This window comes from Hyphomonas sp. KY3 (assembly GCF_017309975.1).
Lineage (GTDB): Bacteria > Pseudomonadota > Alphaproteobacteria > Caulobacterales > Hyphomonadaceae > Hyphomonas.
This window is the reverse complement of the sequence record NZ_CP022271.1, coordinates 864,329-886,654: the sequence shown is the minus strand read 5'-3', so window position 1 is coordinate 886,654 and position 22,326 is coordinate 864,329. Positions and strand designations below refer to the sequence as shown.

Genomic DNA, 22,326 nt, shown 5'->3' with positions numbered 1-22,326 from the left:
CAGGAATGGGGGCATATAGCGCGAGACGCGCCAAATTGCGAGGGGGTCAGGCTGCAGATGCTTCAGCGTTGGCCGTTCCGGCAGCAACCCAACCGCCCCGGAAGTGGCGAGCCGGCTCCAGCTTGTCGGTCAGGCCGATGACACTTTCGCCACCACCGAGCAGAATCATGCCGCCGGGCATCATTTGTTTCGAGACGCTTTCAATCACCTTGGTACGGGACGCGCGCGCCATTCCGGACAATACATTCCGACAGAGGATAACATCGAAGTTTCCGAGCCCGTCTGCCCGCTCGAGCAGATTGTGCTGGCGAAAGCTCACGCGCGAACGCAAGGCTTCAGACGCTTCCCACTGGCCGGTTTCGAGACGGGTGAAGTGCTTGACGAGTCGGTGGATCGACAGCCCCTTCTGAACCTCGTAGTGCCCATAGCGCGCCACGCGAGCGGTCTCGGTGGAGACCTTGCAGATATCGGTCGAAAGAATATCGATCTTTGCGCCGCGCAGGCTGGCAGGCAATTCGTCTTCCAGCAGGATCGCCAGGGAATAGGCTTCCTGGCCCGTGCTGCCGCCGGCGCACCAGACTTTCAGACGGCCCGTATTGGACGCCTTCAGCCGTTTCGGCAGTACGTCGTCGACAACACGCTTTAGGGCGTCGCGGTCCCGGAAGAAGCAGGTGTCCTTGGACACCAACGCGGATGCGACTTCGGCCGCGAAGACCGGATTGGCGCGCGATTTCAGGCAGTGGACGAGATCCGCCATAGTGCCAAAGCCCTCGCGGCGGGCGATTGCCGCAAGCCGGGCTTCAATCAGATAGGATTTGGATTTCGGAATCGCCTGACCGGAGCCTTTCAGCGCCAGCTCAGCCAACTCGTTGAAGACCTCTTCCTGCATCTAACACTCCGAATCGGACATTCTGCCCATAAACCTTACCCATAGGGCTCGGTTTATTAAGAAATGCTTCAGACCAGGCCGACTTCCGCAAATTTGCTTTCCAGAATATCGGCGTCGAATGGCTTCATGATGAACTCGTCAGCGCCTGAACTCAACGCTTCATTTATGTGTTCAGCATCATTCTCAATGGAGCAGAACACGACAAGCGGATGTTTGCCGCCTTCTTCGCGGCGCAAGGCCCGCAGGAAGTCCAAGCCGTTCATGACTGGCATATTCCAGTCAAGCAGGATGGCATCGGGCATTTTCTGGCGACACTGGCGCATGGCGTCTGCTCCATCGCCGGCTTCCAGCACGTCAAACTTCAGGTCGCGCACAATGCGCGCCGCCACTTTCCGGACAACGCGGGAGTCATCAACGATCAGACAGGTTTTCATGATGTATCCTGTGCGCAGCGGTTCGGACTCGAATCTGGCCGACCCCGGTTAAGAAAGTCCTGCCAAAGTGTAAATTTCGGGCCAGCACTATCCCTCTGCGCGAATGCCCGCTGCCATGATGATGACCGTCTCTTCGCTTTCGCTGGCGGTCAACTCGCCGCCGAGACCATCGCAGATGATCTTCGAGAACAAGGGCTGAATGGTTTCCGGACGCCAGCCATCCTCTGGTTCGATTCCCTTGATACCATTGGCGATGTCAGGGCGCAGGCGCGCCCGATTGCCCTTGCAGGTCAGAGTGATCGTCAGGCCCACTTGCTCATTGCGAATGCGCACATGAATCACGCCGCCGCGCGGCAGACAGTCAATGCCCATCATTACGAGGTTCATCATCATCCGAACATGCGAGAAGCTCAAATGGTCGGTCTGGATATCGAATTCGATACTCGGCCGGTGGCTGGCCACGAAGTTCTCGGTGATCTTGCGCGCTTCATGAATGTCGGCCGCGCCCGCATTCAAGCCGATCGACCCAAAGGCGTAGCGCAGAAACTGAATCCGAGCGCCCGCCTTCTCGGCTCCATCATGCAGCAGGTCCTGGGCCTGCGCCTTCATTTCCATGTCACCCGGATCGTTCAACAGATCGAGCGCATTCGTGACCGAAGATACGGGCGAAACAAGGTCGTGGCAGATGCGTGATGCGATGTACGCGGATAGGCGTGCAGGATCGATCATGGGTAGTGGAGCCCCGTTCTAGAGTTCAGATTTTGCGCAGGATTGTGTGAGCCGCCCGGCGTGTCAATCAAGGCTGTATGAACTATTGGCGATATTCAACATTCTGCTCAGTTGCATCTTCCGGACGGTCGATATCGTCATAGCCGTGGCGCGCACTGTGGAAGGTGAGCAGAAACAGGCCAATCGACAGGCCAAGCGTCATGACGCCGCCCAGGACATAGGCGATCCAGCCATGCCCTGAGAGCCCGTCAGCATTGCTTTCCCAGAACAGCGAAATGCCCCAGAGCATCAGCCCCAGGAGCACGAAACTGGCTACAATCCAGAAGATCAGCTTGCGTGACATGTCTGATCACCTACGCCTGACGGCGCTGGAAACAAGCTATTTCTGCTTCCAGCTGCCGCTGGCATCCATGTACCATTGGCCAGGGCGCAGTTTGGAAATCTGCTTTTCGCCGGTGATGCGGGCGACTTCAGCGACCGTCGTGCCGGTTTCAGTAGCGACTTCCGCATATTTGGCGGCGCGCTTGTTGTTGATCTCCTGAACCTTGCGAATGAGCGACGGGTCAGCCGACCCGATAACGCCAAGGCGACCGTCAATGCGTTCGCCGACCTCACCCGCCTCAATGGCAGCATCAATGGCGGGATCACCCGCAAAGGCGGCTGGCGACATCGCGGCAAGGCCGAAGGCCAAGGCCAGGGCAGCGAAAAAAGTGCGAAGGGATTTCATCATCTCGTCTCCAGATTTCGCGAGTTTAGAACAAGTCTGGATTGTCCGCGATCAGGTCTTCGACTTCCTTGTCGAGGATCACGCGGACTTCCTGGGTAATATTGACATTCAAGTCGATCTTGATCGGCTTGTCGGACGGTTCGATGCGGACGGTCGGCGTGCAGGCGACCAGTGCCGCAATGCCCGCGCCAGCCAGCAAGGCTTTGGAATAATTCATCAGGATTCGCTCCTCAGGGTTCAATGGGGAACATGACACACGCCACCTTAACGTCAATGAAGTTGGCGGTTGTGTCCTATTCAGATTCATCCAGTCGTTTTGCTTTCACCTGCTCGACAACGGCGTTGGTCAGCCCCTTCTGGCTCGTATAGTATTGAGTGTTGCGCAAGAGTTCGCCGAGTGCCGAGTTAACCGTGATGTTGAACAGGAAGGGTTGCCCCGTCAGCACCTGATTTCCGTCACCATACGCGATCCCCTTCCGGCTCTTGCCCTCCAGAATGAGAGAAATGGTCATCCGATCGCGGACGTTGCCGTCAAGGCCAAGCTCAAGGACCGTGAAATCGAAATCCTTCAGCGCTTCAAAGGCCATTTTTGCGTTTTCGTCTGCTGCGCCAGCAGAGTCCGCAGCCGTGCCCAGATAGGAAATATAGCCCCCCTCCGCATCGGCTCTCAACCGAGCATCGCGGACCAGAATATCTGTGCCGTCAATGTCGATTGGAAAGCTGCCGGACACAGTGCCGGTCGCTCGTGTGTCGGGCAGTTTCAAAACCTCGACCAGTTTCGCGAGTTCGATTGCTTCTGCCGTAACTTCAATGTTCTGTTGCTCGCCGCCAAGCGACCAGACAAAGGGCGGCAATGCCAGTGTCCCCCCGGCGAAGGGGAATGCAGCCGACTCGACTTTGAACTGCGTACCCTCGACCAGCTGAAACGTGATTTGGCCATTCTCCAGCGGTACGCCGGGGTTGAGACGCTCGACGAGGATGGTCTGTCCTGGCTCGGTGGTCAGGGCCAGCAATTCGCGAAAGGCGACGGTGCCGTTGACCCCCTGCACCCGGCCAAGCCGTGTCGTCTGAAAACCGAATTCGGAAACCGAGACTTCCCCTGTCCCTTCGATCTTGCCTCCAACAATGTCAAACCGCGCCGCCGCAGCAAGACCGCCGCGCGCATCCGTGAAAACGCCCTGCAAACGGTCTGACAGGCGCCAAGGCTGCAGGGCACCGGGCTCGAATTGCAGGTCACGGCTCTCCAGCGCCGCCATGCCACTCAGCTTCGTCACGTCGAGGCGAAGCAGTGTGTCCGCAACGGTGATGCCGTTTGACGCAAGCCGCAAAGGCCCGGACATGCTGAAATCGGCACCGCTCAGAGTTGCGTCCAGGTCTGCTGTCAGCGGCTGGTAGAGGGGGTCATCGCGATAGTCGCGGATCATCACACCGTCGGCGCTCATACTCCCCTTCACACCACCCTCGCCCGTAGTGCCGTCGAAGCGGAAATCGCTGGAGCTGACATTGGCGGGCACAAGCGTTCCGTTGAACTTGGTTGCCCCCAGTCGCGCCGACAGAGCGGGCGCGGCGTTCAGACGGGTGGCAATGCCCAGCCTCAGTCCGTCGCCATCAATGCTGAGCGTCTCCTCACCGATGCCAAGGGCCAATGAGACAGAGTCTGACACCGCCGAGACGCTCGCAGTCTTTCCGCCCGTCCAGTCAATCTGTGCATTTGTGAAGCTGACCGTCCCGGCATTCGATGAGAAAGCGACCGGAACCACCAAGTCTCCGAGTTTCGTGGCCCCGGCAAATCCGGCGCCCGGTGAGATGAAATCTCTCCCCTCCGGGCATATCGGCGTGCGGAAAGCCCCGAGGCTGACCGATCCGAAACGCAAGCCCTGGCTGTCCAAGGACAGGCAGGACCGGTCCGGAGTGAATATCCGCCACCCCGCCTTGTCGGACGACACCAGCAACTGACCGGACAGGCTGGAAGAGTCGAGATCAAAGCCGGACACATTACCGACGACGCCGATCTTGCCAGATGTCTCAAGCGCTATCTCCCCTTCGCCGACGCGTTGATAGTCAATCCGTTTCAAATCCGCTGAGAGAGTCCTGCCACCTGCCGACCAGGAGGACAGTTTCAGATCCGTCGCGTTGAAATGCGACAGGCCCATTTCGGACATCTGGACCTGAAGGTCTGCCGTAAGGGCTGGCAAACCGCCGCCTTTCAAAGAGAGCTGACCTGCTACCGATCGATCACGGCCCATCCAAGAGAGCCATTTTCCGTTAGCGCCAGGCAAGATGTCTGCCGCCAGCCCTGATTGTGCGTTGAGCTGCGCCGACCCATCCGCCGAAATGGCCCATCCGTCCGCCTTGTGCTGAGCCTCGACCGTAACCGACGCATTGAAGGCCGTTAGCGCTCGACGCAGCGCGCTCGTGAGACTAGCTTCATGGGCCGCGAACATGTCGGGCAGATTGACCAAGTCGAGCAACTGGTCAGATGTCGCGGCAGTCAACGATGTCCCGGACGTCGATACATCGGCCTTGAAGCCGATGCCGTCCGCGACCGTCCTGTCCAAGTTTGCCCGGATCGACGCACGTTGCGTGCGGCCCTGAGGAACGTCCAGGTCGCTTGCAGAAGCCAGTACAGGGCCGATGACGTGCCCCGCTTCGCCCGCAAGATCGAACTCCAATTGCATGTCGCGACCGGCAAATGCGCTGCCGGAAACTTTCGACGCATCTGTCTCGGCAGAGGCCTCAACCAGCGCATTCAAAATCGAGTCGATCTCAAAGGATGGCAGACGATCCAAAATGGCACGCCCCCTACTCGATGCATTGGAAATTTCATATCCGCTCCAGGAGGCGCTGGCGACATGTCCGTCCCAGACAATTTGTGTGTCACCGGCTCCGTCTAGGGGGGAATTCAGCAACGCGTCGAGTTGAACGTTTCGCGCCTGAACGCCGCGTATATCGGCCTCGGCAAGATCCAGAAACGCCTCGCCTACCAGCTGGCCGTCGCTGGCGGTGACATCGACTCGCCCCTCCGACCAGACCAGCGTGCCGTCCGGACCGGACAGGGACACCGGGTCGAGTACCATCTGCAATGTGCCGGATTCGGGAAATTCGCCTTCCAGATCGACCGATGCCCCGATGTCGCCGGCGCTTGTGGCCAGCAAGACGCGGCCCTTGGTAATCTTCACTGGAGGCAGCGGGCTGCCACTGTCCCCGCCAGACCCGCCCAGATTTTCAAGCCCATGAAAGCGAATACCACGATCATCCAACGTGCCGTGCAATTCCGGCGCAATAACCGATACGGCACCGAGAGACGGCACCAGCCCCTTCCAGGATATGTCTGCAGTTACTTCGTCTGCCACGAAGGGCGTCTCGTCGCCGGATTTGATGCGCACCCCGGTAATCACCGCGCCACCAGGCCCAAGGCGCTTGAAATCAGCCTCGCAAGTCAGGGACTGGTCATGGCACCACTGCGCCAATGCCTGTTGGGCAATGTATTTGCGACCGAGCCAGCCGAGTGCACCAAAAAGCAGGATCAGGGTCAGGATCGCGACCAGCAGCCAACGCCCCCAATTCAGGCGGCGCGTGCCCGCCTTCGAGCCTTCAACCTCTAAATCTTTGTAATGTGGCGTATTCACTGACGGTTCCGGCTTGCTTCTTGCTTTGATTGGCTACTAGGATTTGTAGGAAAGCAAGAAGGCCAAATTGAGCAAGAATGTCGTTTCTTAACGTGTAAACGGTATAAAAGGTCCTTCTGACATTCACAGTCTTCAGAGACAGAGGTGCTGGGTGGCACTGGAGTGAGGGAGATCGCGCCATGGTGCATGACGTGAAAACAGTCGAAACGAACACTGCCGAGCCGGGCCGAACGGTCTCGCATGGCGTGAAGAGTCTGGTCGTATTGGGTCTGTTGGGATCGGTTTCGGCCATTCTGGGCCTTGTAACGGTCGGTCCATCCAATGAGCCGGTCGGAATGGGCGCCGCCCATGCATCGCCGGCCCCGCCGCCCCTCGCCACAACACTCTTGTCTGCAACCGAATTCGAGCCCGGCCTTGGCATTCCAAACCGCGTAAGCGGCACGCTGAAAAGCCGCGAAACGCTGACGGAACTCGTTACGCGCCTTGGGGCCGAGCCATCCGATGCTGCCGCTGCGCTGCACACGATTTACGAAAAGGAATTCCTCGATCCGCGGCGCCTTCGCCCCGGGGTCAAGGCCGACGCCTTCATTACCAATGGTCAATTGACCGCGCTCAACATCAAGGCGGACGCCGAACGCAATCTTTTCATCACGCGCTCAGCCGAGAGCGGCTGGACAGCCAGCGAGCTGAAAGCCCGCCTCAGCCCAACTTATCACCGCGTTGCAGCCCCAATTGAAACCTCAATCTATGAAGCCGCCCGCAAGCTGGGCGCCGGCGACCAGCAGGTTGTCGATTTTGCCAGCGCGTTTGCCTATGACGTGGATTTCCAGCGCGAGATCCATCCGGGCGATACCTTCGAAATGGTCTACGAGACCCAGGTCGATGAACGTGGCACACCGGTCAAGAATGGCGATCTGGTGTTCGCCAAGCTGAATGGCCGGGCCCTGACACGCGGCTTCTATCGCTTCACACCCAGCGATGACGGCGTAGCTGACTATTTCGACGAGAATGGCGAAAGCGCCACGAAATTCCTGATGAAGACTCCGATCAATGGCGCGCGTCTGTCATCCTCCTTCGGCAATCGGCGCCATCCGATCTCTGGCTATACGCGCCTGCACAAGGGCACTGATTTCGCCGCACCGTCCGGCACGCCGATCTATGCAGCGGGCAATGGCACGGTCGAGCGCGCCAGCCGCTATGGCGGCTATGGCAATTATGTCCGCATCAAGCACGCCAATAATTACAAGACCGCCTACGCCCACATGTCCCGCTACGGACCAGGCGTGCGCGCTGGCAAGCGGGTCCGCCAAGGCGACGTGATTGGCTATGTCGGCTCGACCGGTGCCTCAACCGGACCGCACCTGCACTACGAAGTCTACATCAAGGGCAAGCCAGTCAACGCGATGCGCCTGAAACTGCCGACCGGCCGCAAGCTGGCTGAGACGCCGGACATGCTTGCCGAATTCGAAGCCCGCAAGGCCGAGATCGACGCGATCCGCACAGCCCAGGGCGCCCAGCTCATGGCAGGCACCGGCTCGCTGACCAATCCACCCTCTCCGTAAAAGGAATGTCGCGGAGCTCCCGAGGCTCCGCGTATCCTGCGGCTATTGCACTGGGTGATGCGCCTCCAGAAATGTAAGCGTCCGATTCAACACATCCGAACGTGCGTACGTGGACTGCAGGAAATGATCCTCGCCTTCCATCTCCACAAAGGTGAAGTTCGGGCGGTTTCCGGTAGCTTCGCGCATCCGCGTGAACTGCCGGAAGGGCACGCGCGTGTCTTCGCGGCCATGCATGATCAGGATCGGCGCCGACATTGCCCCGGCCTGACGGACCGGCATGATGGCCGCGCGGCTGGCATCGTCTGAAAACCGGCCTGACCCGAGCATCAATTCATAGTCATTGTAAGCATCGCTGTCGGGTGTGTATTCCGACAGGCGCAGGATCGGATCCGTCACTCCGTTCACCGAGATAGCACATTTCACCCGTCCGGAATCCCGCGCGGCCACCATCAGGGCCGAATAACCGCCATAGCTGCCGCCAGCGATGCAATAACCGTCCGGCTTGGCAATGCCCTGCGCGATGGCCCATGCCGCACCGTCGATCACGTCGTCGACCATCTTGCCGCCATACTCGCCATATCCGGCGAAGCGATGCTCCGAAGTCGAACCGGTCGAGCCGCGATAGTTCGGGCGCAATACGGCATAGCCTGCCTCGGCATAGGCGCCGGACCACCAGTCGAACTCGGCCGTGTCATGGGCCACCGGGCCGCCATGCGGCAGGACGACCAGCGGAAACGGGCCATTATCCGACGTCTTGCCGGGCGGCAAGGTGACGAAACCCTGAATGGTGCGGCCATCGCGGGCCTCATACGAAATCGAAACGACATTTCCAACAGGGCGGTTCACCAGATGTGATCCGGCGCTGCCGATGCTCCCCATCGTGCCGGCGGCAGAGTCATAGACGAAATAGTCTGCCGGCCGCCCGGCCTCCGCCAGGGCGACAGAGACTTTCTTGCGGTCGGCCGTCCAGGAAGTGATCGTAACATGCTTGCCCGGCATGGCCGCCTCGATGGCGGACTGCGCAGCATCCAGTTCCGGCACGAGGAAAACCTGCTCATCCCATTCCCCACCATATTCGACCCCAACCAATGTGCCCGTATAGGGATCGATGATCGTCGCGGCGGCCCCGGCCCGCTTGTCTCCGATCATGACGGGAGACATCGATCCGTCGCGCAGCGACATGTAATTCAGGCCGCGGTTCTCACCCCTGTCGATCCAGACGATCAGGTCTCCAACGCTTTCTTCGAGCGCGATCAGGCGCAGATTACGAACATTCACATCATCTTCGAAGTAGATTTCATCCCGCCCGCGATAAACGGTCGACGTCCCGAGATTGATGTCGCGACGCAAACGGGCAACCTCTCGACCATACTGGTCGAAAACGACCTGATCTGTGTGTTTGGGGAACGTTTCAGCTTTCCGGGTCTTTCCGTTCTTCAGATTGACCGCAAATGTACGGGGCATCCAGCCCTTGTTGGATTTCGTCGGCATGATCGTACCCGAAGTCGCACCACTATCGTAAATCCATCCCATGATCAGGACCTTGCCCTCATCCTGGGGCAGCAGAGACACGATGTTCGACGTGTCCACCATGCCCCGCGTGTCGTTCATGAGTACGGTGGATTCGCCAGAGTTCACATCATACGAAACGGCCCGCCACGCCTCGAATTCCTGCATTCCGCTCTGAGTCTGCAGGCGCTAGAACATACCGAAACGAAAGATCAGGCGCGCTTCATCTACCCAGAAAAAATCTTTCAGGCGATACGTGGAGTCGAGGCCGATCAGAGCAGACTCCGTGGCCCCGGTCAGGTCGAACACACACAGCGACGGCAAGCCCTGCGGGGCTCATTCAATGGCCAGTTTCGTGCCTTGAGGAGAAAGCTGCGGCTCAGCAATTCCGTCCGCACGACCATAGAGTTCCGCGATCTCGTTCATGTCCGCGCGCGCACTCTGGCACGCGGCCGCCAGTGTCACCGCGAGCGCGGTCAATATCATTTTCAAATGCAAGATGGCCTCCCTGAGTGACAGAAAGGCCATCATAAAATTCTCGGTCGATCAACCTTTAGTTCAGGGCTGCAGCACCTTTGGCGAACCCGTTCGGGACGCCATTGATGGACAGCTGGTCGCCTTCGACCCCAATCTCGATGGTCTCGCCATCATGGATGCGGCCTTCCAGCAGGAGGCGGGCCAGAGGATCTTGCAATTCCTTCTGGATGACACGCTTGAGTGGCCTTGCCCCATAGACCGGGTCATAGCCCCGCGCGGCCAGCCAGTTGCGAGCATCGAGGCTCAACTGCAGCGTCATCTTCCGATCCTTCAGCAGCGCTTCCAGGCGCTCCATCTGGATATCGACGATATGGTCGATCTCGCCGCGGCCCAGCCGCTTGAAGAAGACGATCTCGTCGATCCGGTTGATGAATTCGGGTCGGAAATGCATGCGGATAGCGCCCATGACGGACTCTTTGGCTGCCTCCGACACCTCTCCCTCTTCGCCGCTCGCCAGCGCGTCTGCGCCGAGGTTCGACGTCATGATGATGATCGTGTTCTTGAAGTCGACCGTACGGCCCTGGCCATCGGTCAGGCGCCCATCATCGAGGACCTGCAACAACGTATTGAAAAGGTCCGGATGGGCTTTCTCGACCTCATCGAACAAGATCACCTGGTAGGGCCTGCGCCGCACTGACTCCGTCAGCACACCCCCTTCATCATAACCGACATAGCCCGGAGGCGCTCCAATCAAACGGGCGACGGAATGCTTCTCGGAAAATTCCGACATGTCGAGCCGAAGGATCGCGGTATCATCGTCAAACATGAACTCGGCCAGTGCCTTGGTCAGCTCGGTCTTGCCGACGCCCGTCGGACCGACGAACAGGAAAGAGCCAATGGGACGGTTCGGATCCTGCAAGCCAGCGCGTGCACGGCGAACAGCATTGGAGACGGCCTCCAGCGCAGCATCCTGACCCACGACCCGCTTGCGCAAATCGTCTTCCATCTTGAGCAGCTTCTCGCGCTCGCCCTCCATCATCTTGTCGACGGGAATGCCTGTCCACTTCGAGACCACGGCAGCAATATGCTCTGGGCGGACGACTTCGGAGACGAGTCCACCGTCTCCCTGATCATCCTCGCTGCCTTCGACTTCCGCAATGAGCTTTTCCAGCTGCGGGATTGTCGCGAACTTCAACTCAGACGCCTTGGTCAGGTCGCCTTGGCGCTGGGCTTCCGCCATGTCGGCATAGGCCCGGTCGAGCTGTTCTTTCGCGGAGGCAGCGCCCTTCAACTTGTTCTTCTCGGCCGACCATGTCGCCGTCAGCTCATCAGACTTTGTCTGCAGATCCGTAATCTCGCTCTCGATTGTCTTGAGGCGATCCACCGAAGCAGCATCCTTTTCTTTCTTCAGAGCCTCGGCCTCGATCCGCAATTGCAGGAGGCGGCGATCGATCTCGTCGAGTTCTTCGGGCTTGGAATCGACCTGCATGCGCAAGCGCGCAGAGGCCTCGTCCATAAGGTCGATGGCCTTGTCCGGCAGGAACCGGTCAGTGATATACCGGTTCGACAAATTGGCGGCAGAAACAATCGCGGCGTCCGACACGCGGATACCATGGTGCGCCTCGTAACGGCCCTTCAGGCCACGGAGAATAGAAATCGTATCCGCAACGGTTGGCTCATCCACGAAAACGGCCATGAACCGTCGTGCGAGGGCGGGGTCACCTTCAACATGTTTGCGATACTCGTCCAAAGTCGTCGCACCGATACAGTGCAGTTCGCCACGCGCCAAGGCAGGCTTGAGGAGGTTTGAGGCGTCCATTGCGCCATCACCCTTGCCCGCACCAACCAGCGTGTGCATCTCATCAATGAACAGGACAACGCCCCCTTCCGCCTGCTGAACTTCATTCAGCACGGCCTTCAGGCGTTCCTCGAATTCACCGCGGAACTTTGCCCCCGCAATCAGTGCGCCCATGTCGAGCGCAAGCAGGCGTTTGCCTTTCAGGCTTTCTGGTACGTCGCCATTAACAATGCGCAGCGCGAGTCCTTCGGCGATTGCCGTTTTACCCACACCGGGCTCACCAATCAGGACAGGGTTGTTCTTCGACCGGCGAGACAGGACCTGGATCGCACGGCGGATTTCTTCGTCGCGCCCGATAACCGGGTCGAGCTTGCCTTCCCGCGCATCCTTGGTCAGGTCGCGGGCGTATTTTTTCAGGGCTTCATAGCCTTCTTCGGCATTTTCACTGTCAGCGGTGCGACCCTGACGGAGTTCGGCAATGGCGCCTTCGAGGCCAGATGAGGTCACGCCCGCATTGGCCAGCACGTCAGAAGCCGGATCACCCTTCAGACTGGCGATTGCCAGCAACAGGCGTTCAACGGTGACAAAACTGTCGCCAGCTTTCTTTGCGTCCGCTTCGGCAGCCTGGAACAGCTGGGCTCCTGCCTGCTCGAGACGCAGGCCAGAGCTTGCGCCTTGCACCTTGGGCAGTTTGCCAAGCGCCGTGTCGATGCCTTGCGCAACCAGTTCCGGACGCCCCCCGCTTGCACGGATCAGGTTCACCGCGAGTTGGTCGCGGTCTTCCAGCATGGTCTTCAGGACATGGGCAGGCGTCAGAACCTGATGGCCATTTGCCAAGGCAGCGGTCTGTGCACCCTGAATGATCGCGCGAGCGCGCTCTGTGTATTGTTCAATATTCATCTACATCCCCTTTGAAAGGCAGATCATGGAAGTTGGTGGACAATGGCCCCGCTCAGCGGCAGCCGGTATCCGGTTCTTTCCTGATGTGGGAAGCCTTGATGGGTTTGCAACCGCCCGCACCGTCACGATACGCGCAAGAAAAAGCCCGGCCTGCAAGATGCAGCCGGGCGCTTCAAATCGGTTTGACGACTTGCAATCAGTCGGTGGTTTCGGCGGAAGCCTCTTCGGGCTGGGCACCATCATCCCCCTTCGGCGCAGCTTTACGGCGACCACGGGAGACGGTTTTCAGCACTCCATCGGTTTCAGCTTCTGGCGCATCATCGGCCTTTTCGCGCTTGGCGTAAGGCTTGCGGCGACTGCGCGGACGGGGCTTGTCAGCCTTGTCATCGCCATCATCGGACTTGTCTGAATTTTCTGACGCGTCGTCCTGGTTGGATTTCGCATCGCTGGATGAGTCAGAGTCCTGATCGGAACGGTCATCCTCGTTGCGGTTCTTGTTGCGCGATTCGACTTCGGCTTCCTGCTTGGACGAATTGTCGTCATCGGCATTGCTGTTGTCATTGTTGTCATTGCTATCGCGATCATCGCGGCGATTGTCGCGATTCTGATTGCGATTCTGCTGGGAGCGTTCTTTCGCTTCCGCCTGCTTGGCCACGATGCGCTGATAGTGTTCGGCAAACTGGTAATACGCCTCAGACAGGATCCGGTCGCCGCTGGTCTGGGCGTCACGGGCATATTGTTGGTATTTGTCCAGAACCTGCTGTGCAGAGCCACGAATCTTCACATCCGGACCGACGCTTTCATAGTGACGATTCGGATTGTTGTGGCTGTTCTGGTTGTTACCGCCTGAGCGACGATTGCGCCCGCGTGAACGTTTCATGCAGATCTTCCCGTTTCATGCGCCTGATCAGTTTTCAGGCAATTCCCAGCGCAATTGGCCTTCTGGATAAAGTGGCCCCAGCCCTTGATTTGCGCGAGTCTTGTGAGGGGGACATGCAATTACACCGTGTGTGGTCGCCGTCTCACGAGAATCTTCTAGCGTGACTTTCCCAATACGCCAAGAAGAAATGTAAGTATTACACAACAGGGTGTTGCGCGGCAATGGCCCGGTCATTTCCGCCTAAATCCTTCAGACAGGTGATGGCTTCAAATCCGGCCGTTTCCAGCAAGGCGCCGACGGATAGTCTCTGGTCATACCCGATCTCGAATACGAGCCAGCCGCCGGGCTTCATCCGACCCGCTGCAAGGCCAACGATTTCCCGATAGGCATTCAGGCCATCCGGGCCGCCATCAAGCGCTGCCGCCGGATCATGGTCACGAACTTCAGGCATGAGGCCTGCCATTTCCGCGCTGACAATATAGGGCGGATTGGAAATGATCAGGTCCGCTGCACCCCATTTCTGCCAATCGGACCATGGGCCGTTATGGATCGATGCGCGATCCGAAAGGCCGAGCCGGGACAGGTTTTCCTCCGCCAGTTCCGCTGCATCCTGGCTTGCCTCGACGCCCTCCCCGGTCGCCAGCGGTCGATTTGCGAGGATTGCGGACAACAGGCACCCACTCCCCGTTCCAAGATCAGCAATGAAGACAGGTGCATTGTCAGGGATGCGCGCAAGGGCCGCCTCAACCAAAATTTCGCTGTCCGGGCGTGGAATCAATGCGCGCCCATCGCTCAGGAATTCAAGACCGAAAAACTCCGTCGAGCCAATGATGTGTTGCAGAGGCTCGCGGGCGGCGCGGCGTAAAATACTGTTGGAATATGCAGAATTGATTTCATCTGAAACATTGCCTCCCCCTCGCGCTATAAGGTCTGAGGACTGACAGCCAGCCGCATGGGCCAGCAACCACCGCGCTTCAAGCCGCGATGTATCAATGCCGGCTTTGCGCAACTGCGCCGCGCCTTCTGCCAGTAAAGTGTCATATGTCTTCGCAGGCAGCTTAGTTCGCCTCCATCGCGGCCAGCTTGCGCGCCCGGTCTTCCGTAATCAGCGCTTCGACAACATCGTTCAGCTTGTCGCCCGTGATGATCTTGTCGAGCGAATACAGTGTCAGGCCAATACGGTGATCCGTGACCCGGTTTTCCGGGTAATTATAGGTCCGCACCTTCTGGCTGCGGTCGCCCGTGCCGATCTGGCTGGCGCGCGCCTCGGCGCGTTCAGCATCGCGCTCGGAGCGCTCTTTCTCGTAGAGGCGAATCTTCAGCTGTTCCATCGCCTTCTCGCGGTTCACGTGTTGGGACTTTTCCGAACTCGTCACCATGATACCGGTCGCAAGATGGGTGATACGCACCGCGGAGTCCGTTGTATTGACGTGCTGGCCGCCCGCACCGGAAGACCGCATTGTGTCGATACGGATGTCTTCGGGTTTGACTTCGATCTCGACATTCTCGGGCGCAGGCAAAACAGCCACAGTCGCGGCCGACGTATGAATGCGTCCCTGCGTTTCGGTCGCTGGCACACGCTGGACGCGGTGCACACCGCTTTCCCACTTCATGTGACCGAACACGCCGTCGCCAGCAATATTGGCGACGATTTCCTTATAGCCGCCGGCATCGCCTTCGGACGCGTCGACCACTTCGACTTTCCATCCCATCGTCTGCGCGTAGCGTGTGTACATGCGGTAGAGGTCGCCTGCGAACAGGGCGGCCTCGTCCCCGCCCGTTCCGGCGCGAACCTCCAGCACGATATTGGCCGCGTCATCGACATCCTTCGGCAATAGCAGGACCTGCATCTCCTGCTCCAGGTCCGGCAGGCGGTCCTTGATGTCCTCGATTTCCATCTGAGCCAGTTCAGCCATTTCGGCATCGCCAGAGGATGCCAGTGCCTGCGCCTCCTCCAGGCCCTTGCGCGCTGTCATCACTTCCCGCGCCTTGTCGACCACGGGTTTCAGTTCGGAATGCTCCTTGGACAGGGCGATGATTTCATCAGTTTCGGTCGTCGCGCCCATGCGCGCCTCGACCTGTTCGAAACGATCAACAACCTGCTGGAGCCGGGAAAGGGAAAGAGTAGCCATCCGCGCCCTTTAGAGCGCTTTTGGCCACCTGATAAGTCCCTTCGGCTGTGATTGCCTAAGTCAGAGGAGGATGCGGATCACTTCCTTACCGGCCAGCACGATCAGCGTGATCGAGGCGAGCGCGAAACACGTAAACCGCAAAACCACTTTCGGCGACAGGATCTGGACGAAGGAATGCAGAACGCGCAGGCCGACATAAATCCAGGCAATCAGCGTCGCGAGATGGTCCCCACCACCGGTCAAGGCCGCAAAGAACATCAGGGCATAGAAAATGGTCGGCTGTTCATGGAGGTGATTGTAATTGTCCGCCACAGACCGGACATTCGCCGGCAGTTTATCGCCATAGGTGCCTGGATGACGGGCGTCGTCCGGGTTTATCTGAGCCTTCTGCATGGCGGGGATACGCGTCGCGTACATCCACAACCAGAGGATCAGCGTCCATACGATAAGCGCAAGAACAGGATGGAGAAATTCGACATTGATTGGCATTTTGGCCTCCCACAGCTTTTTTAATTGAGGGGAACTTAGGCACTATTCTGCAGCATGAACAGCACTTTGCGTCCGAGAGGCTTCAGGAAACTGTGCGTGAACGAAAGCAATGAACGTGTCGATGTCTTCCGATACAATGCTGTGCCCGCCCGGCCTCAGCCACCACGCAATCCCCGCCTCTGGAACGAAATCCTGCTTCATGCCGCCCGCTGGCAATCCCGGCTCACCAGCCGCTTCATAAACGTCTGAGGCCGAAAGGGCTGCGCGAAAGGAGGAATTCGGATCGGACCAGACATCGCGGCGTCCGTTGCCTAGCAAGACGGGGGTTGGCGCCAACAGGCCCAGCAATTGGTGCTGATCCACCGGCAATTCGTCCAGCCGATCCAGCCAATCCCGTATCTCAGGCGCCAGCCAGTGCGGGTAGGATTCTGCCATACGCTTCAATCCTTCACCTGTTTCCGAACGCGAGAGCGATGCGCCAGCGAACCCGGCCTGGTGCGCAATGACCCCGTCAGTCCGCCGGTCCCAGGCGCCCGCGATCAGCGCAGCCTTGCCGAACCGCGAATGCCCGAACAGCACTATCGCGTCGGAATCGATCGCTTCGCGTCCCTCCAACGCGTCCATAGCGGCCGAATACCCGTAGGCCCAAGCCATCAACGTGCTGGTTGGATTGATCGGCCCGCCCAGATTGGCCATCACGCCCGGCGCTTCAGTGCGGCGATCCGGCACAAAATCCGACCCATAGAAACTCGCATAGGCAATGCCCGAATCCATGAAGCGGTCGAGCGGCACTTTGGCGATATATGTGCCGAAGATCTGGGTCGCGATGAAGCCGAATGTACCCTCCATCTCGCTGCCCTCGCAGATCGTTCCGTCGGTCGCGGTGACCGGGTAACCGGGAAAGGCCGCGCAGTTGGAAGAAAAGGTCTGGCTGATCACAAGCGGGAATGGCCCATCCCCGGCGGGAGTGGCTACAGCCAACCAGAATTGGCTCGCACCCTCACCTTCACCGATCGTGACAGGTATCTCTTCAAGCCGTCCTTTTCCGCCAAGCAAATTGGCATCGACCAGACGTGGCTCACCCCATTCGATCGGCAGTCCTTCCGGCCATGGCCCGTAGAGAACGTCCTCAAAGCCCTGCATAACGTCTGATCGGTAAGCTGGCTCATTTACAATCGCCGCCACATTAAGTTCAGGCTGGGGCACAGGCTTGTTGGCCGTCTCCAGGCTCGCATAATTCAGGCCCAGCATGGTGCAGCTGCTCATGATCAGCGCGGTCACAAAAATGAGCAACAAGAGCGGCACGCGGACAAGAAACCAGACAAGGGCACGAAACACGTTGAGCATGGACCTCTCCGAGAAAAATGTTCCGGCACCCTAGCGGCATTTATCCAGCCGCCTACCCCCTCACGGAAAAGTGGTCAGGCCGCCCGTTCCGGCTCGAACTGGGCGCGATACCGCCGCGAGCCCGGTACCTCGTCGCCCGTGTCCAGCCGCAGGGTCACATCCCCTTCGCCGGTAGGCTCAATTGCCTGCACATGGTCCAGGTTGACGATGTGTGAGCGGTGCACCCGCACATGCCGTCCGCCAGCGGCATCCAACAGACGTGACAGCTCTGTCAGCGTCAGGCGCGCCAGATAGGATTTGCCCTTGGTGACAACTTCGACGTAATTGCCCGCCGCCTTGGCCCAGATCACATCCGGGGCATTCACGAAATAGGAACGCCCACCGGATTTCAGCGTCAGCCGATGCAAATCAGTTGCGTCGCTTTGCGCCACCCGGGAATCAAGTGCGCGTTGCTCGACCAGTCGGTTCATCCAGAAGATCGCAGCGATCAGCGAATAGCTCAGCACATCCTTGCGGTATTCGTAGAGCCAGACCGAAACATTCGAGAGCCCGAAATCATACGGAATGCCGAACACAATCGGCGTGAGCAGTTTCCTCAGGGCCACCATGGCCAGGATATGTACGACCGAGAACAGTATTGTCGCCGCTGCATGCACCAGCAGATTGGTGCGCCACTGCCCCGCCGAGAGTGGGAACCGGCTGAGCATGAAAGTGATAAAGGGCGTCAATGCCAGGATCACGCCATGCGACGTCGCCTGGCTCAGCCATGGCAGGTTTGGGTACGGATCCCCAACCCGATTCAGCAAATGCTGATCTGACAAGGACTCCACGAGAAATGACGCGAACAAGAAGCATCCGAAATAGATCCACGTCTTCCGGTCTGCGCGACGGTCAGCTTCGATCTCGGGATGCAGCTTGCGAGGTTCCATGACCCGCTTCCTGCCACAAGCCGGGCTGGAGCTGGAACAGAAATCTCAGGATTTCGTCCCCAGGTACCGCCGCACACCCCTGGCAGAGGCCTTTCATCCCCCCGACACACCGATCGCCCCATCCGAGCTGACTTGGACCCGTGTCCCCAACAGGCTGGCGTCAAATCCACAGGAGAAACCCATGCCCAACGCTCCCGCCTTCCCGCGCCGATACGATCTAGACTGGCTGCGCATTATCGCGTTTGGCCTGCTCATTCTCTACCATTCCGGCATGTTCTACGTGACTTGGGGCTGGCACGTGAAAAGCGTGCATGCAGGCCCTGAGGCCGAATGGGCCATGATGTTGCTGAACCCGTGGCGCCTCGCGCTGCTTTTCTTCATCTCCGGTGTGGCGCTACGCTTTGCAGCCGACAAGCTGGGCGGCTCGAAACTGGCCCGGGAACGCGTCGTACGTCTGGGCCTGCCCATCCTGTTCGGTATGGCGGTCGTGGTCGCGCCGCAAAGCTGGCTGCAGCTGGTCGAATCCGGGGAGTTTTCAGGTAGTTTCTTAGCCTTCTGGCCTCAATACCTTGATTTCGGGTCGGATTTTTCGATCACAACCCCCACCTGGAACCATCTCTGGTACATTGTGTACCTGCTGGTCTACACGCTGATGCTGGCGCCATTTGCGGGTCGGATCGCACGCTTCATGGGCGGCACAGGTGCGCAGATTACAAAGCGTCTGTTCGGCGGAAAATGGGGGCCAGCCGCGGCGCTTGTCCTGCCCGTACTGCCCCACATACTCTACCGCATTACCCTCGATCCCTATTTCAAAACTACCCACGACCTCACCTGGGACTGGGCCAATCACGCTCACAGCCTGACCATGCTGATGATTGGTTTCCTGCTGGCCAAGGACGTCCATTTCTGGAGCGCAATCCGCCGCGTCTTGCCCTTTGCGGTCGGTCTGATGGTCGGTCTCGGCGCAGGCCTGTCTGTCCTCTGGGAAAACTGGGAAATGCTCAGCGAGGGCGGAGACTGGGACTGGATCATCTGGCCAGCCCGCATTGCGCGCCTCGCCTATGCCTGGATCACCATCGCAGCCCTGCTCGGCCTCGCCGAACGCTACCTCAACCGGCCCAGCCGCGCGCTGACCTACATGACCGAGGCGATCTTCCCCTGGTACATCCTGCACCAGACGCTGACCGTCATGCTCGGCTACTGGCTGACCCGGCAGGAACTGCCTGTCGGGATCGAAGCGCCGCTTGTCATCGGTGGCACATTTGCCGGATGTGCCCTGTTGCACGAATTGGTCATCCGCCGCGTCCGCTTTCTGCGGCCGCTATTCGGGCTGAAGCCCGCCAGCGCGTCGCCCGTCTCTAGAAAGGCGAGCGCGGCAGCGACAGTTTGAAAATGATCGCCAGCGCGCGGATCATGAAGGCTGCGAGGAGGCCGCCTCCAAAGGCAAAGGTCTCCTCGACGGCGCTCAACTTGAGCAGGAAATAGACGAGCGACCCCATCAGGGCGGCTGTTGCGTAAATATCCTTCTTGAGCAGCAGCGGCTCTTCATTGGCGACTACATCACGGAGCAAGCCGCCTGCACTTGCCGTCATCGTGCCCATGATCAGCACGACCGGCCAGCCAAAACCGAGCGACATGGCCTTCGCCGCGCCGGTCACCGCGAACAGCGCCATGCCGAACGCATCGGCCCAGCGCAGGGGCCGGAAATTCTCCAGCCAGCGATGAAAGAAGAACGCGGTAAAGCCCCCTGCGACCGCAAGCCCGAGGGTCTGCGTGTCCTCCAGCCAGAAGACTGGTTGGGACAGGATCAGGTCGCGCAGTGTGCCGCCGCCAATCGCTGGCAGGAAGGCCAGCACAATGACGCCGAACATGTCCATTTGCTTGCGCACGGCGACAATGCCGCCAGAGATCGCAAAGACGAACACGCCGATCCGATCGGCAAACAGGAGAAGAAGGTCAGGGGTCATTAAGCGATTAAGTCGGCTTTGGCCGCCGGATCAATGGCCGCGATGACATGATGGTGGGAGTCGCCATCAGACCGCGGGCCATCATAAGCCCCGTTGCGCTCCCAACAGGCGCAATCACCGCCCCGGGTGAAGGCTTCCCTTCGCCCGTGTATGCGCAAGCTTGAAGAGGCCACGTCCTTGGCCGTACACAGAGCTATTCAGGCCGGATCTGAACCGTCTGGAAGCGCTGATAGCCTTGCTGGCGCTCATCCTGGCGCTGGTTGACTACGCGATACTCACCCGTGACGCGGGCCACAAACCCCCGCTCCGCCAGCATGTTGGCCACCGCCTGGGCGCGCTGGTAGGCAAGCGCCTGGTTGTTGAAGCGCTGCAACTCCCCGGCCGTCGAAGCATAGCCCACAACCGCAATGTCCGTGGCGCCCCATCGCTGTAGGGCCCACACACAATCCTCGACCGTTTGCAGCGCGCCGTCTTCCAACTCCACGCCGCCCTCCCTGAAGGAGATCCGCGGAAGTTCGCCCACCGGAGGAACGATACGGACTGACCAGTCACCATATTGCCGGGCCAGGCCCTGCTCCAGCGCGCGATAGGTGGCAATGGTGAAGCCGGCTTCCGGTTCGGCGAAGAAGATGGCCTTGCGCTCGTCGGCATTTACATCTGCTGCTGAAACGGCAAATGGCGCGGCCTGGCGCATTTCGGCTTCACGCTCGCGAACCAGCGCCACCGATTCCAGTCGGGCCATCTGCGCCCGGAGCGGTGCGGCAATCGACGCATCCGCCAGTTGCAGCAATTCAGTCCGCTCCAGCGCCTTGTCTTCGTCGATCATGACTTGGTACAGGCTGACACTGATCGGACGACCAAGCCGCTCTTGCAGGAGGTCCCTGATCGCGGCCTCGGCATTTTCCACACGCTCCCGTGCACGGACCGTGGCAACCACTTCGACCGGCGCCTCGCGCGGAAATGTCACGACCAGGTCTGCCAACCGGGCCCGTTCATCCGCAAAAGGAGACAGGATCGTGTCCCGCACGGTCACCGTGGCCCGGGCCTCATAAGCAATGTCGCGCAGAGCCAGGCCGAGTGGAATCGAGAGGGCCGCGAACACGCCGACGACGAGTGCCGATCGCCAATAGCCGCGCTTGCCGCCCGCTTCCTCGTCACCAAACCCGTAAATCCGGGACAGGACGGTCACGGACAAGGCTATTGCAAGAAGATTGGTCATGAACAGGAAGAAAGCTCCGCCGGCCACAGCGAGCGAGCCGACAGCAATGCCGTAGCCTGTTACCGCCAGTGGCGGCATAAGAGCCGTCGCGATCGCCACACCAACAATCGTCTCCCCTTTCCTGTGGATCACGGCATAGCCGCCAGCCAAGCCGGAAAAGACAGCAACCAGAAGGTCAAAGAAATTCGGCCGGGTCCGGGCCACAATTTCCGGGGTCGGATCTGTCAGCGGCGAAAGCTTCACAATGAGTATAGAAATCAGGAGCGCGCTGAGCACACCCACGACCAGGGACACCGCAGACTTTCGCAGGAAGGAAAGTTTCAGTTCGCTGAGTGAAAAGCCAAACAGCATGATCGGCCCCATCAGCGGCGAGATCAGCATGGCGCCGATGATTACGGCCGGGGATGACAATAGCAGGCCCAGGGTCGCAATCGCGCAGGACATGACAATCATGAAGATATAGCGACCTGACAATTGTCCATCATCACGGACATGCGCGACCACATCTTCATGGTCTACCTGGCGGGAAATCAGGTGCTGGAATGCCCGAATACGGCGCAGTTCTCTATGGAAAACACTGGGCTTCCTGACCGTCTCGGTCCCTGAAAAACTATCCGGCATCACACATACTCCTCGACGCCCTGCAACGCAGGGCGGGTTCTTCTATGCGTTGAGACATGAAAACAGGGTTAGGAAACAATGCCGAAAT

At 59.3% G+C, this 22,326-nt stretch carries 21 protein-coding genes; 2 read left to right on the top strand and 19 right to left on the bottom strand.

The genetic code is table 11. The features are described 5' to 3' along the window. Positions 1 to 46 precede the first annotated feature (46 nt). The 7 genes from CFA77_RS04530 to CFA77_RS04500 all read right to left on the bottom strand — a co-directional run bounded on the left by CFA77_RS04530 (position 47) and on the right by CFA77_RS04500 (position 6,408). The gene (locus tag CFA77_RS04530; RefSeq protein ID WP_206992445.1) at positions 47 to 889 is read right to left on the bottom strand and encodes a protein-glutamate O-methyltransferase CheR; all 843 of its coding nucleotides are present in this window, start codon (positions 887 to 889) and stop codon (positions 47 to 49) included. A 68-nt stretch (positions 890 to 957) separates the two neighbouring features. Beyond that, positions 958 to 1,323 (bottom strand): PleD family two-component system response regulator, encoded by a 366-nt coding sequence (locus CFA77_RS04525; RefSeq protein WP_034812625.1) that lies wholly within the window; start codon positions 1,321 to 1,323, stop codon positions 958 to 960. 87 nt (positions 1,324 to 1,410) lie between these two features. Beyond that, on the bottom strand, positions 1,411 to 2,052 hold the full coding sequence (locus CFA77_RS04520) for a histidine phosphotransferase family protein (protein WP_206992444.1): 642 nt from the start codon (positions 2,050 to 2,052) through the stop codon (positions 1,411 to 1,413). A gap of 82 nt (positions 2,053 to 2,134) precedes the next feature. Further along, positions 2,135 to 2,395, bottom strand: a complete 261-nt coding sequence (locus CFA77_RS04515; protein ID WP_051607596.1) for a hypothetical protein — start codon at positions 2,393 to 2,395, stop codon at positions 2,135 to 2,137. A gap of 36 nt (positions 2,396 to 2,431) precedes the next feature. Next, the gene (locus CFA77_RS04510; protein WP_242517487.1) at positions 2,432 to 2,782 is read right to left on the bottom strand and encodes a YdbL family protein; all 351 of its coding nucleotides are present in this window, start codon (positions 2,780 to 2,782) and stop codon (positions 2,432 to 2,434) included. A 22-nt stretch (positions 2,783 to 2,804) separates the two neighbouring features. Beyond that, the gene (locus CFA77_RS04505; RefSeq protein ID WP_051607597.1) at positions 2,805 to 2,996 is read right to left on the bottom strand and encodes a YnbE family lipoprotein; all 192 of its coding nucleotides are present in this window, start codon (positions 2,994 to 2,996) and stop codon (positions 2,805 to 2,807) included. A 76-nt stretch (positions 2,997 to 3,072) separates the two neighbouring features. After that, entirely contained in the window at positions 3,073 to 6,408 is a 3,336-nt protein-coding gene (locus CFA77_RS04500) for a YdbH domain-containing protein (protein WP_206992443.1), read from the bottom strand. Positions 6,409 to 6,587: 179 nt separating this feature from the next. Between CFA77_RS04500 and CFA77_RS04495 the strand changes: the two genes are divergently transcribed. Next, on the top strand, positions 6,588 to 7,970 hold the full coding sequence (locus CFA77_RS04495; RefSeq protein ID WP_206992442.1) for a M23 family metallopeptidase: 1,383 nt from the start codon (positions 6,588 to 6,590) through the stop codon (positions 7,968 to 7,970). Positions 7,971 to 8,012: 42 nt separating this feature from the next. On the opposite strand, the gene CFA77_RS04490 is transcribed toward CFA77_RS04495, so the two are convergent. From CFA77_RS04490 to CFA77_RS04450, 10 genes are all read right to left on the bottom strand, one after another. Continuing rightward, positions 8,013 to 9,647: a S9 family peptidase gene (locus tag CFA77_RS04490; protein ID WP_206992441.1), complete on the bottom strand. Its 1,635-nt coding sequence runs from the start codon at positions 9,645 to 9,647 to the stop codon at positions 8,013 to 8,015. 21 nt (positions 9,648 to 9,668) lie between these two features. After that, positions 9,669 to 9,803, bottom strand: coding sequence for a hypothetical protein (locus tag CFA77_RS17195; protein ID WP_256434957.1), 135 nt, complete (start codon positions 9,801 to 9,803; stop codon positions 9,669 to 9,671). Positions 9,804 to 9,815: 12 nt separating this feature from the next. After that, positions 9,816 to 9,977: a hypothetical protein gene (locus tag CFA77_RS04485; protein ID WP_206992440.1), complete on the bottom strand. Its 162-nt coding sequence runs from the start codon at positions 9,975 to 9,977 to the stop codon at positions 9,816 to 9,818. A 55-nt stretch (positions 9,978 to 10,032) separates the two neighbouring features. Then, positions 10,033 to 12,654 (bottom strand): ATP-dependent chaperone ClpB, encoded by a 2,622-nt coding sequence (clpB, locus tag CFA77_RS04480; RefSeq protein WP_206992439.1) that lies wholly within the window; start codon positions 12,652 to 12,654, stop codon positions 10,033 to 10,035. A 196-nt stretch (positions 12,655 to 12,850) separates the two neighbouring features. Then, complete coding sequence (locus CFA77_RS04475) at positions 12,851 to 13,534, bottom strand: DUF4167 domain-containing protein (RefSeq protein ID WP_206992438.1); 684 nt, start codon at positions 13,532 to 13,534, stop codon at positions 12,851 to 12,853. 196 nt (positions 13,535 to 13,730) lie between these two features. Continuing rightward, a complete protein-coding gene (gene prmC, locus CFA77_RS04470) occupies positions 13,731 to 14,564 on the bottom strand; it encodes a peptide chain release factor N(5)-glutamine methyltransferase (RefSeq protein WP_256434987.1) in 834 nt (277 codons plus the stop codon). A gap of 28 nt (positions 14,565 to 14,592) precedes the next feature. Further along, on the bottom strand, positions 14,593 to 15,666 hold the full coding sequence (gene prfA / locus CFA77_RS04465; protein WP_206992436.1) for a peptide chain release factor 1: 1,074 nt from the start codon (positions 15,664 to 15,666) through the stop codon (positions 14,593 to 14,595). Between the two features lie 60 nt (positions 15,667 to 15,726). Further along, entirely contained in the window at positions 15,727 to 16,155 is a 429-nt protein-coding gene (locus tag CFA77_RS04460; protein ID WP_206992435.1) for an MAPEG family protein, read from the bottom strand. Positions 16,156 to 16,197: 42 nt separating this feature from the next. After that, positions 16,198 to 17,502, bottom strand: a complete 1,305-nt coding sequence (locus CFA77_RS04455; RefSeq protein WP_206992434.1) for a hypothetical protein — start codon at positions 17,500 to 17,502, stop codon at positions 16,198 to 16,200. Between the two features lie 74 nt (positions 17,503 to 17,576). Further along, on the bottom strand, positions 17,577 to 18,431 hold the full coding sequence (locus CFA77_RS04450) for a LytTR family DNA-binding domain-containing protein (RefSeq protein ID WP_206992433.1): 855 nt from the start codon (positions 18,429 to 18,431) through the stop codon (positions 17,577 to 17,579). A 181-nt stretch (positions 18,432 to 18,612) separates the two neighbouring features. Here CFA77_RS04450 and CFA77_RS04445 point away from each other — a divergent pair, with 181 nt between their 5' ends. Further along, the gene (locus tag CFA77_RS04445) at positions 18,613 to 19,821 is read left to right on the top strand and encodes an acyltransferase family protein (RefSeq protein ID WP_206992432.1); all 1,209 of its coding nucleotides are present in this window, start codon (positions 18,613 to 18,615) and stop codon (positions 19,819 to 19,821) included. Here CFA77_RS04445 and CFA77_RS04440 read toward each other — a convergent pair. After that, entirely contained in the window at positions 19,790 to 20,398 is a 609-nt protein-coding gene (locus tag CFA77_RS04440) for a trimeric intracellular cation channel family protein (RefSeq protein ID WP_206992431.1), read from the bottom strand. The genes CFA77_RS04445 and CFA77_RS04440 overlap by 32 nt on opposite strands. 193 nt (positions 20,399 to 20,591) lie before the next feature. Next, the gene (locus tag CFA77_RS04435; protein ID WP_206992430.1) at positions 20,592 to 22,238 is read right to left on the bottom strand and encodes a DUF389 domain-containing protein; all 1,647 of its coding nucleotides are present in this window, start codon (positions 22,236 to 22,238) and stop codon (positions 20,592 to 20,594) included. Positions 22,239 to 22,326 lie beyond the last annotated feature (88 nt).